General features: G+C 39.7%; 9 protein-coding genes. 1 reads left to right on the top strand and 8 read right to left on the bottom strand.

All coding sequences use genetic code 11. The features are described 5' to 3' along the window. Positions 1-2 precede the first annotated feature (2 nt). The 3 genes from SJY16_RS09275 to SJY16_RS09265 all read right to left on the bottom strand — a co-directional run bounded on the left by SJY16_RS09275 (position 3) and on the right by SJY16_RS09265 (position 3,313). Complete coding sequence (locus tag SJY16_RS09275; RefSeq protein ID WP_377888874.1) at positions 3-1,484, bottom strand: tyrosine-type recombinase/integrase; 1,482 nt, start codon at positions 1,482-1,484, stop codon at positions 3-5. A 167-nt stretch (positions 1,485-1,651) separates the two neighbouring features. After that, the gene (locus SJY16_RS09270) at positions 1,652-2,458 is read right to left on the bottom strand and encodes a helix-turn-helix domain-containing protein (protein ID WP_377888873.1); all 807 of its coding nucleotides are present in this window, start codon (positions 2,456-2,458) and stop codon (positions 1,652-1,654) included. Positions 2,459-2,560: 102 nt separating this feature from the next. Further along, positions 2,561-3,313, bottom strand: coding sequence for a coiled-coil domain-containing protein (locus SJY16_RS09265; protein ID WP_377888872.1), 753 nt, complete (start codon positions 3,311-3,313; stop codon positions 2,561-2,563). A gap of 597 nt (positions 3,314-3,910) precedes the next feature. Here SJY16_RS09265 and SJY16_RS09260 point away from each other — a divergent pair. Then, a complete protein-coding gene (locus SJY16_RS09260) occupies positions 3,911-5,263 on the top strand; it encodes an IS1182 family transposase (RefSeq protein ID WP_377887949.1) in 1,353 nt (450 codons plus the stop codon). Positions 5,264-5,405: 142 nt separating this feature from the next. Here the strand turns inward: SJY16_RS09260 and SJY16_RS09255 are convergent, their stop codons facing one another. The 5 genes from SJY16_RS09255 to SJY16_RS09235 all read right to left on the bottom strand — a co-directional run bounded on the left by SJY16_RS09255 (position 5,406) and on the right by SJY16_RS09235 (position 13,835). Beyond that, complete coding sequence (locus tag SJY16_RS09255) at positions 5,406-8,168, bottom strand: pPIWI_RE module domain-containing protein (RefSeq protein ID WP_377888871.1); 2,763 nt, start codon at positions 8,166-8,168, stop codon at positions 5,406-5,408. Beyond that, positions 8,155-11,502 carry a pPIWI_RE_Z domain-containing protein gene (locus SJY16_RS09250; protein WP_377888870.1) on the bottom strand — a complete coding sequence of 1,116 codons (3,348 nt, stop codon included), beginning with the start codon at positions 11,500-11,502 and terminating at the stop codon, positions 8,155-8,157. Before SJY16_RS09250 ends, SJY16_RS09255 begins: the two co-directional genes overlap by 14 nt. 1 nt (position 11,503) lies before the next feature. Next, positions 11,504-12,904 carry a metalloregulator ArsR/SmtB family transcription factor gene (locus SJY16_RS09245; RefSeq protein WP_377888869.1) on the bottom strand — a complete coding sequence of 467 codons (1,401 nt, stop codon included), beginning with the start codon at positions 12,902-12,904 and terminating at the stop codon, positions 11,504-11,506. Between the two features lie 463 nt (positions 12,905-13,367). Further along, the gene (locus SJY16_RS09240) at positions 13,368-13,577 is read right to left on the bottom strand and encodes a hypothetical protein (RefSeq protein ID WP_377888868.1); all 210 of its coding nucleotides are present in this window, start codon (positions 13,575-13,577) and stop codon (positions 13,368-13,370) included. Between the two features lie 135 nt (positions 13,578-13,712). Next, complete coding sequence (locus tag SJY16_RS09235; protein ID WP_377888867.1) at positions 13,713-13,835, bottom strand: hypothetical protein; 123 nt, start codon at positions 13,833-13,835, stop codon at positions 13,713-13,715. Between the last annotated feature and the right edge of the window lie 124 nt (positions 13,836-13,959).

The following is a 13,959-nucleotide window of genomic DNA, read 5'->3' as shown; positions in this document are numbered from 1 at the left end:
GGTTACTCTCCTTCAACGTATTCCATTAACTCTATTTTTTTTGACAAGTTGGAGGGATTTACATGAATGTATTTAGATAGTGCATGCAAAGATTCATGACCTGACAAGTATTGTAATGTTCTTGGATCACATTTTTCACATAACATAGTAATAAAAGTATGACGCAATAAATGTGGTCCTCCTTTATATTCCCAATTAGCAAGATAGGAATATACTTTGTAATTCTTTCCTATCTTGCTAACTAAGCTTTTCGGTTCATTTGAAAAAAGGTAATCTTCTCCTTCAGAAGTATAGTCTTCCAATAGTCTTTTTAAGATACTAGGGATTGGAAGTGTCCTAACTACTCTACCTTTTCTTTTAAATGTTAAGGTTTGCTTTTCGAAGTTCACACTTGCTTTTCGAAGATAAGCAACCTCTGATTTTCGTAATCCCATTAATACCATCAACCCATAAACAAGTCGATCTCTCTTAGGGTGATTTGAATACTTACCTATTACATCAAAGAAGCACCGCAATTGAGCTTCGGTAGGAATATCTCGATAAATATATTCCGATGATTGGATGTTGGGAATTTTTGAATAGAAATTACCGTTAACCTTTCTAAGCTCTCGGAGTTTGATAAAGACTCCTTTGAGGCGCTGAAATCTCTTTTTAGCTGATAATTCTGTAATATTCCCATTTTTTACTTCTTTGACAAGATAAGCCCTATATTCCCAAAAATGATCTTCCTTTATCTTCCATAACGGAAGATCGTTTTTATCATAATCTTCGAAGCATCTAATCGTAGTACATAACCAGTCGAAAAAAACCCTTGACGGATAAATAGTATTGGTATCTATTGTTGTTGCTTTATTGCCTTTTATCCGTTTATATCGAGCGACATCTAGTATCATTGGATGGTTGAATTCTGCCTTCTGTTTCTGTGGCTGCATATTTGAAGATGGCACTTCGTTTAAAAGCACTTTAGAATAGAACTTCTTCAAATACGCACAACCTGTATTGTTATTATTACTGGTATAAAAATCACTAAAGAACTGAGGGTTGTTCAAATCCTCTAAACACAATTCATTCATTGGCTTGCCTACCTCAATACTTAACAGTTTAAGGTACCTTTCTATTAAGGTAATTAACAATAGAAAGGTATGAGAAGATAAATGAAAATGACTGTATAGAAATGTAAGCAGCTCATTACAAGTCACCAATCCCCTCAAGTTTTTTAACATTATTTGGCATGCAGCTTTTTCGCCTTCATGTTGGATGTCAAAATCAATTATTGATTCACCCAATTGATCAACTAAGTTAATCATCTCCTTTACGGTGGAAATATCACTTACAAAACGAGTATGTGATAAAGTTCCATCTTTAATACATTCTCCAGGAATTTTTTCCTGAGAAATTTTATTCTCAGGAATTTCGAGGGATATTTTACCAGTTGATTCACTTATAGTGATTGAAAGAGTAGGTGTAAGATTTGAATTATCCATAATAGTAACCAACCTCCTGTAATTTTATTGTCAAAGAACTATAATCGGATCATCCCATTAATAATCAGAGTTCCTTGATAGAAAAATTAACCAGGAGCTGAGAAATGTATAAAAAAAAGCGCTACTACAGCGCTAGGAATGAATTAAGAATTTCTAAATCAGAAATTTTATTTCAACTTATTCAAACAATCCTTTAATTCATCAAATGTATAATGTTCTCTTTTCTCTTTTACCAAGGATAGAAAGTCTGACAAATCCATCAATCGCAAATCATCCCCAATTGAGGCTGGTTCACCTACTGAAGTTTGTTCGCTGATTTTTATACATTCATTCAGAATTGAATCTACATCAGCTAAATCATCTACCTTTTCAATTAATCTATTAATAGATTTGAAAATAGCTTTTATTGACTTTACATCATGGTCGCTTTCAATAATTTTACGCAAATATGTAGAATTAATGGTTTTTGGTGGTTCAGGTATACAGAGAGTACCATTATTTATTGCTTTTTTAGTATTTTTAAATACTTCGGTAACTGGAATATTATATTTTGCTATTAAAAAAGCAATATCTTCTATAGGAATTGGTTGACTACCAGTAAAAATTTTACTAATACTTGAAGGGTTAATCGATAACTCTCTTGAAATTGTGGCTTGGTTCTTATTGATTTTTGTAAAATACTCTCTGATGTTCCTAGCTATTATTATCCCAAGTTCTTCTTGTAGTTCATCATCATTGATTAGGACTTCAAATATTGGTGGTTTACTTGGTGAAAATAAATCATTTGAACGTCCATCAGAAAGTTTCTTAGAATCATATGTATGAACTTCACTTACCACTAGGATCAAATTTTTATTTATAATATTATTACTATAGATTGTATTTAGGAATTCATCACTGATTTTAAAAGTAACATTCTTGTACCTAGGATAGTTAATGCACCCTTTAACATAGTGAAAATCATCATTATACATAATACTTACCTCCTAAAGATTAAAAGTGATACCAGGAAACTGATATCACTATACTCATTTGAATATTTTTTTTGATAGACTTTGAGTGTATCAATTCTCTCCTTAATTCTTCTCTTCCTTGTAGTATCGCCTTCTTAACTCCTCCATTTCTTTCTGATGCTTTTCATACATTTCTTTTTCCTTTTCGAACACTGCTACTTTTATCTTTTGATCCTTTTCAACACTCAACTGATTTATTTCTCTTTTTTTATTTTCTTCTGCAGCTTTCAACTTACTCTTTAGAGACTCGACTTCTGCTTTTAAATCCTCTTTTCTAGTCGAAAGAATTTCTTTTTCTTGTATTGAATTCTTCAAAGTGTCTTTAAGTTCATTCACTTTTTCATTTGCTTCCTCTTTTTTCGAGGTAAGCTGATTATAGCTCTTTATTATTGAATTATAATTTTCTTCAGCTTTTCTCTTATCAAGGATTGCCTGTTTAGTTTCTGCTTTTCCTTTCTCACATTCTTCTTCCGCAATAGAAAGATTTTTCTTCGCTTCTGTTAACTCTTTCTTAGTTTCGCCAATTTCATTCTCAAGCTTATCTATTTCTTCAGTTTGCTCTGCTACCAAGTTTTCAATCTTCGTATTAGCTATACCAATAAGATTCGAGAAAAGAGTAGATAGGCGATCTACTGTTTGATTAAACTCGCTAACATTACTTCCAAACTCTTTATCATTTTCAAGGTTATGTCTGTAGTAACACTCTAACAAATGCTTTATCGCTTCATCCTTTGTTAAACCCTTTTCATTCACTATACTATCAAGAGCATTAAAAGTTTCGTCAGTCAGTCTCAAACTTTTATTATTAATATTCAACACTCCCTTGTATTACTAATTATGTACTTAACACTACTTTTTATACATTTTCACCTAAGCTCTGTAATACTTAAATGCAACTAAACCCGTAGCAAATGAACAATAAAAAAGAGCAAAAACTCCCTTATGGGTAGCTTTTGCTCTCTATAAATAAAGACATTACAGCAGTAACACAATGTAATACCGAACACACATTGTATTACAGTATTACCGTTTTAATCTTCATTAATTATTCTAACTTCGTTTATACATTTACCAAAATCATATGGCTGAGAATGTCTAATATCACCACAGTTGAGACATTGAACGTCACAAAGTCGGTTATAAAGAGGATGTTTTAAATCTTCGACTCTTATAACGTCATATATACTTCCACAATTACAGATCATGAATTCAACTCTTTTGATTTTGATACATTATAATTATAACGGCAGTCTTAATTATTAAATTCACTTTTGGATATGATGCGAAGAAAAAAACGCTGTCAGTAGGACAGCGTCAGGTTGTCGAGAAAGTCTCGACAACCTATTTTTTTTGCCTTTTTTTATTTCACCCTTTTGTTAAGCTAGAGATAGATTCTTTTTAGGCGGTGATGTAATGTTTCAATCTAAGAAAGATCGGCAGAATGAATTAGAAATGGTAACGATTGATGAACTTGTCCCTGATAACCACTTATTACGTAAGATCGACCACTACATAGATTTCTCCTTTATCCCTGAAAAAGTCCGTCCTTATTATTGTGAAGACAACGGCCGTCCATCCCTTGATCCCCTAGTATTATTTAAGATGATGTTTATTGGATATATTTACGGCATTCGCTCTGAACGCGAATTAGAGCGTCAAATTCAAACGAATGTCGCGTACCGGTGGTTCCTCGGATTGAATTTAACCGACGCCGTACCCCATCACTCTACGATTAGCTGGAATCGCAGAATGCGTTTTAATGAAACGGATATTTTCCAAGAGGTTTTTGATGAGGTCGTCCACCAGGCTATGAACCATCGAATGGTGTCAGGACGAGTTCTCTACACCGATTCCACACATCTAAAAGCGAGCGCGAATAAGAAAAAGTTCTCCAGGAAAGACGTTCATGTAGAAACGGCCGACTATATAGATGAACTCAATGAAGCAGTGGAACAGGACAGGTCTGATCATGGAAAAAAGCCTCTAAAAGAAAAGAAGGAGGTGAATAAGACGAAGGAAATCAAAGTCAGTCATACTGATCCTGAGAGTGGTTATTTATATCGAGAACATAAACCTGAAGGTTTCTTTTACTTAGATCATCGCACCACAGATATGAAATTCAACATCATTACCGACGTCCATATTACTCCAGGTAATATTCACGACTCCAAACCTTATTTACAACGGTTAGACCGCCAGGTAAAACGCTTCGGTTTTAAAGTAGAAGCAGTCGGTCTAGATGCAGGATACTTAACAGCCCCTATTTGTCACGGACTCGAACAACGAAACGTATTTGGCGTTATCGCTCATCGTCGCTACCAAAGTAAAAAAGGATTTCTTCCGAAATGGAAATACAAATATGATGAAAACCTCGATCGATATGTTTGTCCTCAGGGTGAGGCACTGGCGTACGCGACGACGGACCGAGAAGGGTATCGTCACTATAAGTCGGACCCCACGAAATGTAAGACTTGTCCTCTTCTGGCACAGTGCACTGAGAACCAGAAGCACCAGAAAACCATCACACGCCATGTGTGGGAAGGGGCAAAAGAAAAGGTTCGTCAGAACCGACTTTCCAATGAGGGAAAGTGGATTTATCGCATGAGAAAAGAGAAGGTTGAGCGTAGCTTCGCAGATTCAAAAGAACTGCATGGGCTGCGTTATTGTCGCTTGCGTGGAAAACAAAAAGTGCGAGAACAAGCGTTACTGACTGCCGCCTGTCAAAATATGAAGAAGATTGCCCTTCACTTAGACCGGGTGAGCTAGGTGAAGGAGAGTTTTTTTCATATTACTAACATTAAAATTCAAAAAAACGACCTCAAAATACAAACCAACAAAAAAAGCTTGTAGAAGAACCTGGGGTTCCTCTACAAGCTGACGCTGTCAGTAGGACAGCGTTTTTCTTCGTCTACTTCACACCACGCATAAGAGAGCTTGCGTTTTCAATCACATTAAGGGGTGCTACATCAGCAGATTCCTTGTTATATGTGATCGCACCGTTACGCATACGATGAACGTTTCGGATGATGTTCATTCGCTTATCAGGGTCAGGTTCACCCATCACATAAAGCTCTCGTGCAAGTTGTCTTGTGATGGCTTTATCTCCTCTATCAAGTTTATTTACACTAAGCGAAAGTTGTGCCGTATCCGGCTTCGATCCGACCGAATAGACCGCTTCTCTTTTGTCATCGAAAAAGATGCCAGACCCTCTCGTCAAGCGCTCATCTGTGCGGTTATAAACTTCTAGTTCAGGCACCTCGTTCGTGTGATTGTAGCGAATATAAGCTATCCGTGGATCGTGGATAAACGGTTTATTGCGAGGAGTCATGTTGCTATTTTTCATCTCCCCTACGAGGTCTTTTCTAAGCGCAGCATCAAAAATTGCATAGATGGTTCCGTTTGAGCCCGCTAGCTCGTTATGTAGCAACTCTTCAATCTTTGAAGAATAGAAATGCCGCAGTTTGTAAGATGGAACGTGTTCACGCCTTACATTTCGGAACAACTCACCAGAAACAGCGCGACGATTAAATTCATCCATCGGAAGCCACCGCTGGTCATCTAAGATGCATAGGTGGGGCTTCTCCCCCACTACCAACTTGCTAGCAACAAGGTACTCATCCGCTTTTTTTCCGAATTTTCTCAACGTAATCTTTTTAAATCCTAGCCAGATGGCATCTGGCTGCAGGATAGCGTGCGACGTACCTTTTTGATGAAACAATTTTTTAGGCAAAAATCCAGCGTGTTTTAACACGTCGTCAAATGAAGAATAGTAGGCATTTGGCACATCGTAATTAATATCTACATTCATGCACTGAGGAAGACGGTTCGCTAGGGCAAGCCCCTCTTTTACATCGTTTTTGCAATCGTAAAACGACGTGCTCGGATGCTTATGGTGAGCTGGCATGTTCACAAGTGCCATAACGGGATGCTCTGTTGTTGGATACCGATTTGCTACTTTTCTCATCTCTTCGACACGTTTGGCACCATAAGGAGCCTGTTTGCCGTTTTTGGTTACATACGATTCCAACGGTCCTGTTAACCCTAACACATCTCGATAGACGAATGAAAAGGACCGTTCTTGGTCAACCGTCTTGAGCGTCATTTGAAACGACGTCTCCCCCTCTCCGGGTGAGAAAATGAGATAAGCTTCATGACGTTGACTCTCTCGCAACCCTTTTTCCACCATTTCATCGTGCCAAGCATCGATCGTAGCGAGAACATCTTCCTTAAACGCCTGTTTTTCACAGTGCACGCTCAATACTTTGTAAGACATATTCGTGAGTTCACCTTTTTGATTAAGCCGAAACGAGGGATTTTGAATATGAATTTCAGCAGGGTCTATGATGACGACCGATTCTGTAACAGATCTTCCCAACCATCCCACTAAGTGCTCCTTTAATCCGGTCACAAAGAATTGTTCTACCGTATCCCAAATTTCAACGATATGAGCAGCATGGGGAGTCGTCGGGTCGTAAGGATACTTCAAACGATTGGATTGGAGTTGTTCAGATGATAAGGGTGCGACAGGTTTCATAGAAAGAAAACTTGAAACATAAGCGAAGAGTGCTCGTCTTTCCTCATACCCTAATCCTGCTTCGACGTACATCTTTTTGCCGTCCATATCCTGATTAAAAACCGGCAGCGCTATGAAGTCGCCGACCGGCTCGACCCCGTTCATCGGATTTTCTATCAGCTCCTCCATCGAAAATCCTTTTAGTCTTAGATCATCAAGAAGGCGTTGTTCTTTTTTGTATTTTGGATGAAATACGTTTTGCTTCTTCTCTATCGCAACATCGACCAGGGCTTCATTGGCATTTCGCATGCTTTCGTCATTTGAACTCACCATCAACCGGAAGGAGCTGTCATAAAGCTTTGATGTAAGATCCCAATATGGATAACGAACGAGAGAGAGTTCAGCATTGATATAGTGCGCTTCATTTTCGCCTCCTTTCGTAACGAGTCGCAGTTTGATTTGGAGCGAAGCGGGAAGCTTCACGGTCCCACCGCCTACATCTAATGATGGATACCTCTCAATAAGCCCTTTTATCTCCTTATATTCAGATTGTCGCAGCTTCGTTTCAACATAAAAGGGTTTTGACACGCAAGAGGTTCCTTCTTCGCCCTGAAGACGATGGTAAAACAAGAGCTCCTCCCCTCCTTTTACGCCTTCGATTTGGTGTGGGGTCTGTGCGATCTGATCATGTAAATAAGATGGAAGAAAGTCGTACACAAGTCCACTGTTGCAGTCGAAAAACGAGCCGATTGTGTGCTGTGTCCACTCCCACTCACTGTCCCACTCAAAGGTAAACGTGTAAGAGGAATCTTGTTCGAACCATTCGACGATTCGCTCTTTGATTTCATCTGTATCAATCGGTTCGGTCGCATACAAAAAAGGCGTGGATGCTTCAGAGCCTTTCTTGTGACAGACCCGGTACATTCTCGTCTCCACGTGAAACAAATGCCCAAACCGATGGAAAAGCATTTTCGAAAGCGTCGAGAGGTGAAGATATTGCCCGCGCTTCTCTTGTTTCATTCGGAAATTCGTATCGCGTAAATAGCGTTGAAGTTTACCCGGCAAAGACAACGTTACGATTCTTTGCTCGTTCAAGTGTGCTTTATCGAGGTAATACTGGTAAGGCTGCCCTGCTGTTTTGGTATCAATACAAGTCATCGTCATCTTCTCCTTCTGCGTATAACTCTAACGCGAGTAGCGCGTCAGCTAGTGTCCCAAAGCAATTTCGGATCACGTCATTTTTTGAATGGGTTTGTAAATACGATTGCCAAACATGGATCATGCTCGTTTCCTTTCCCTGCTTTTCCATCCGTTCCTTAAATGTTTGGCTATGATAATGCATCTTACTATCAACAATTACGAGATGGGCATCTGTGTCGCCTCGTTGCATTCGCCCGATGGCTTGTTGTACGAGAACGAGTGCATACAGACAGAGGTCTTCCATTTCTTCTTCGTTGATACTGCTTGTGTAGTAAGGTCTTGTAAGCAAGCTCTGCAGGCGAATCTGTGCTTGTTTTCGAATATGAGAAACATAGTTTTCATAGTGTAGCCCGTCTACGAGTGGACTGCTGACTTGTTTTTCAACATCTTTATGCAGTAACTTGTAGTGATTCACCATATCACCGACAAGGTAATAAGGTCGAACAAACAAAAACATCGTTCCAAAATAAGACTTATTGGTTCCAGGCTGAAGAATGTTGTACCCTCTAGATACAACTAGTAGCGGTGCGACCAAAACGTCGATTTCTCGATCGGGCGATGGGACTTCTCGTTCCATCTCTGCAGGAGAAATGGCATACGGTGTCAATACACCCTCCTCTTTTTTTCGAGATAGGAAAGCGAATCGGTTTTTCCACTGTGGGTGTGCAGCTAACACGTTTGCAACGGTTTTCGCATCATCATACGAACTGGGTGTGATCAAGATCTTTCGATTTTCTCCATTCGCACGCCACTCTTTCAGCTCCTCTTCCATTTTCGGTAGGGATTGGATCGTCATGTCTTTTAAGTGTTGGGCTCTCTTATCTCCTTGGCTTCCACTTACATACAGGTAGTCGGATTTTTCGTTTGTCGTTTGTAAAAAGGTTGCAGAACAAGTCAACGAAGAGGGCTTATGCCGATTTGTTAATTTATACACACGATCCACAGGAACATGAAAATGAGGAGATTGCGGGATATAAGCCGTTCCTGATAGCCCCACGAGTGTTGGTGATGCGATTTTTACGAGTGCACCCTCTTCGTCTCTTCGCAATTGAAAAAACGAAAACATTTCTCGCCACTTCGTCAGGAGATGACGCGTTTGTCCATTGTACCGAAGAAGACTCATCTGTTGTTTCGTTCCTTGTTGATACATACGGTATCCATACCGGTTGCCTGTCGGTGTCGCAGCCAACAGTTTAAAGAGCTTATTTCGAACACCTAGCATATGACCCGTACTCGCATGCGTTAACTTAAGCTCATGCTGGACAAGGGGATATAAGTTAACCATTTGGCGGAAGTTCTGTTCAAACAAAAAGAGATAAGCGATCATCTCAAATAGAATTTCAGCTCTTTCGTGTACATCTCGTTCGTCTTTTCCTTTCCCTCTTTTTCTACGATTGAGTTGAAAACCTAATGAATCGATGAGCCTTTTCACGACCATTCGCTTCTCTTTTCGTTGGATAGGCTCATACAGCTCCTTCATGGTATCTGTCAGCTCTTTAATGAAAGGACTCGAGCTGACAGATGTAGATCGGTTCGCGTCTTTTTGTGAAAACAATTCGAAAAACTCATATCGATACCTGCGTTTTTCATCTTCTTCAAGAATGAAATAGTCTAGCCACTGCGCGCCTAACTGATGAATATTTCGCACCTTGTTCGAAAACAAGTGGTGTGCATCCCGATGATGCTCCATCAATTGGTGCAACTTTGATAGTGCAGATTCAGATTGAAGAAGGTGGTGAACCCAGTCCGAAATATACGGGTTCGTGTACAAATTGTTGTTTCTGTAAAGGGTTTCCCGCGTTCCCATCTGTAAAAGAGGGTTCAACCCATCGATATCCCCTGTAATTTTGGTTTCTTCAACGGCATCCTGATCATAAACGCTCATGATCTCGTCTACTTCATCCAAAAATACAACGTCCGCTAAATCATTCACCGCTTGTTGTAGCGAGCGCTTTTCTGGATCTAGGAATGAAGGGAGACTCGTTTTATTTAGTGCGTGCGGGGTAGTGATCCAGACGGGTGCATTCATCATTGATAGAAACGGTCGGATTACCCCGCATTCTTTGTAATACGGACATACCGTTTCATGTCCATCACCATCTTCAAATTTGTTTACCGGCAAACATGGAAACGTACCGGGTTCGGATTTGACGTCGTGATATATTTGGAATAAACAATCTGCATCGACCGCATCTAAGGTGTCAGCTTGCGAAAGTAAATGTTGAAAATCTTTCCCGCGTTTTAGTAGGCGCTCTATATAATCGGATTCATGCTTTGTTTTACTGTAGACGCCCGGTACAAAAGCAGCGTTGATTCCAAAGGAAGAGAGCGTCTCGTGTAAATCAATGGCACTCTGGTTCGTTCGCATCACGACAACGGACTGAATGTCTCGCTTTTCTTCTATGTAAAGGCGATACAATTCTTCTTCGATAAAAGCATTTTTTCCTACACCAACACCACCTGCAATCAATGAAAAGGCGCCATCATATTGCATCTTCCCTGTTTGATGACGTTTTTTTTCAAGGCGAGATCGCGTGGATTGGGCTTGCCATTTGCTCCCCATTTTTTTTGCCATTTTCTCTCGGTCAAAGCATTTTTCGTTTCGCATAAAAAAGCGTGTGCGCCGCACAGACTGGAACGTTGGAACTTCCTCATCTTGTTGATGTTGAACGCGAAACGATTTTTCAGAAGAGTACGCATTTCCTTTGAAGTGATACTTACCTGATGACGAAAGTGTGTACCTTCGCTTTTTATTTCGTTTTGGAATCCCCTTTAGAAGATGATAGTACACGACTAAGCGGGGGTTGCGGACCGGGTTGGTAAGAGGAATGTTAACTCTTTTATGATTATGTTCGGTCTCTTTATCGGCAAACGCTTCTTTGATTCGCTTCCCATCATGTGCGCTATATAGATCGTGCGCAGGTCGTTGCAAACGCAAAAAAAGCGCTCCGTCAGCGTCTTCTCGAAGCAAAAAAAGACGATGACTGGACGGGGCATTTCGATAGGCATCCAGGAGTAGATACCACTTTTCTCGGCTTCCGAATACATCGCGGTACCGAAGGTGAAGGTGTTGGATCATGCGCTCATGAAGAGGTGACGTATAGCGTCGCCCCACAACATCATACCCCGTTACGAGTGTCCACGCTTCCTTCGCATCGACCGACGGATTGAGGCGGTAAAAGACCATCAATACTAATTCTAGGTCTAAAAAAAAGGAGGGTAGCCCTCTTTGAGCTTTAAAATGGTTTTGGTATCGTTTTTCGATATGATAGCGATATGGGGTAAGATCCATGTTACAATTCCTCCTTTAGCTGTCGCAGTGTCGAGTACCATTGTTCTTCAGAGACGACTTCTAAAAAATTCACTCGTGCCTCTAGGAACCTTCTGACTACAAACAAATAGTCTTCAGGATAGTGGTTAAGGGTATCTCTTGGTACGATGATGTAAATGCGATCCAACTCACCGACCTTCCATTCTGCATAGTCGTTTAAGGATGATGCTAGATGGTAAGGCGAAGTGAAGTCTTTTACATCACCTTGGATGAGGGATTGACCGTTCGCCATAACGAGAATATCCACGCGGTCTCCATCAGGATTCATTTCAACAGAAGAATGGGGATGGTCGGTTACAATCCTAGATGTTTTGTGCCCGATCCGTTCTTCTTCGATTCCAGGTATCCTTATGAAACGCGTCACCCAATCTGTTAGTTTCATATAGTTTTGGTTATCAAGTGACACGATATGAGGTTCATACTGCTCTTCTTCTTTTAAGAGTTGCTCATTACAACGCCAATGGAGGCATTTTTTCTCTGACACCTCTTGATTGGATAAGGGACGCTTACAGTGAGGGCAGAGAATCAAGGTCTCGTCCTGAATGCTTTCAAAAAAATGATGAAGCTTTGCATACATTTCCATCGGTGCTTCCTGACCTTCTTTTTTTAACGCATCCTCAAACGGCTTTAGCATTTTTTTTACGTTTTTCTTACTATAGTATGGTGATGTTTTAGGATCGCTGAACACGTGACGAAGACGAATAAATGCGTTCATGAGCTTGTGTTGGTCTTGGTGCGATGTGATCCACTCGCGAATCAATAAGAAATTTTTTGATTCTTCCCCCTCTTCTTCGACCTTCTCTTCTATCCAATCCACCCAGAACGGATGCAATTTGCCCGTCACCCTATCGATGACAGGGTAACTTTGGTTTAGAGTTCGCTCCTGTAAAGAGGGAATGCCGAGCTGGTCAACACTCTGTGAAAAGAACGATATGTAATCCCCTTTCCGTGTAGGATGTGGCAACGCGTACTCATACGCTTGTTTCATGTAAAAATGAACAGCTTTTGTAAAGGCTTCGTGTGCTGCCACAACGTCATCGACGGTTTCCATCGCACGTTGAAGACGATAAAGTTGATGCACAACTTTTGAAAAAATTTCGATCATAACCGCTTCGTTGAGAGCATTTGAAAGAAACTGATGTCGATACGCGAGGCTTAATTGATAGTAAACGTGCCGCCCTACTTTTTCCCACTTCACGATACCATGCTCGTAAAGACGACCGAGGTGCTGTGAGAGATTTGATTTACTTGTTTGACAGATATCTGCTAATTCGCTTGCCGATTTCTTTCCGTATTGCAACGCGTTCACAATCGTTGTTCGATGTGTATCCTTTAGTAATTTATGTACAACGGTCTTCTCCATCCCTTTCGCTCCCCTCTTTATTTGCAGATCCAACGATAGTTTAGCATGACTAAACTATTCTTCATAGGCATGACCCATAATAGATGAATTACGCATCTTTTGAATTAGTTCTATAACAAATTAAGCGAATTAGTTGAAAACAGCGACCGAAGAATAGTCGGTTTCACATGATTTCCATTAAGATATTAGTATGATACTAAAAATGTCTTCACTATATGATTCCTCGTGCATGGAGCTTGCCCCCAAATAATCATCTTCACAAAGGTTGGATCGAAGTGGATATTCCAATTAGTTGCACCTAAGAATCAGAAATACCCAGAAATACCTTTCTATAATTCTGATAAGCTAATTACTATTCAAAAACCTAGAATTTAAACTATTCGATACTAAAAAAAGACCTTGCTAGAGGTCTTTTAACAGTTCAATAAATCATTTTAGTTTTTGCTATTTCAATAGAAATAAGTCACCATTCATCAGAATCCCAAGTGTCAGAACCAATTGCAGCATCAGCAAATTCTCTTATTGCATCATCTACTTGTTGCTGGTGATTCGCATCAAGCTGATCATATAATTGTTGATCAATTTCTTCATTTATATCCAGTACATCAAGACTGGCAATCAACTTTTCCACTATTTCATCCTGTTCCTTTTTTGACAGTTTGCTACTAGACATAATTCATTCCTACTTTCTTTTTCAAAATAATATTTACGTTAATATGGCTCGTTTGTTGAATAAGCCACTTACTAATAATTCATTTTATCACAAAATCTCTTGTCCCCTTAGAGATATCCATTTATTTCAAATAAATTATTTTAAAGGTAACCATTTTAGCCAATCAATTAATAAACGTTTCAACAACGTAATTAGCAGCATAAATTTATGCGGCATTGTTAATTCATTCATCCAATCGATTAGCCATAATAGTAGCAACCTCCTGTAAATTTATGGTTGTCAAAGAACTATAAGCGATCGATAATTTGGTGCACCTTGATCTTTCGCCTGACTCCACGCTTGTAACCAAGAAAACAAACCATACTTATATCTACTTGGAATT

Source organism: Alkalihalobacillus sp. R86527, from assembly GCF_042466185.1.
Lineage (GTDB): Bacteria > Bacillota > Bacilli > Bacillales > Guptibacillaceae > Guptibacillus.
The sequence above is the reverse complement of the archived record's forward strand: the minus strand, read 5'-3'. Positions and strand labels throughout refer to the sequence as shown.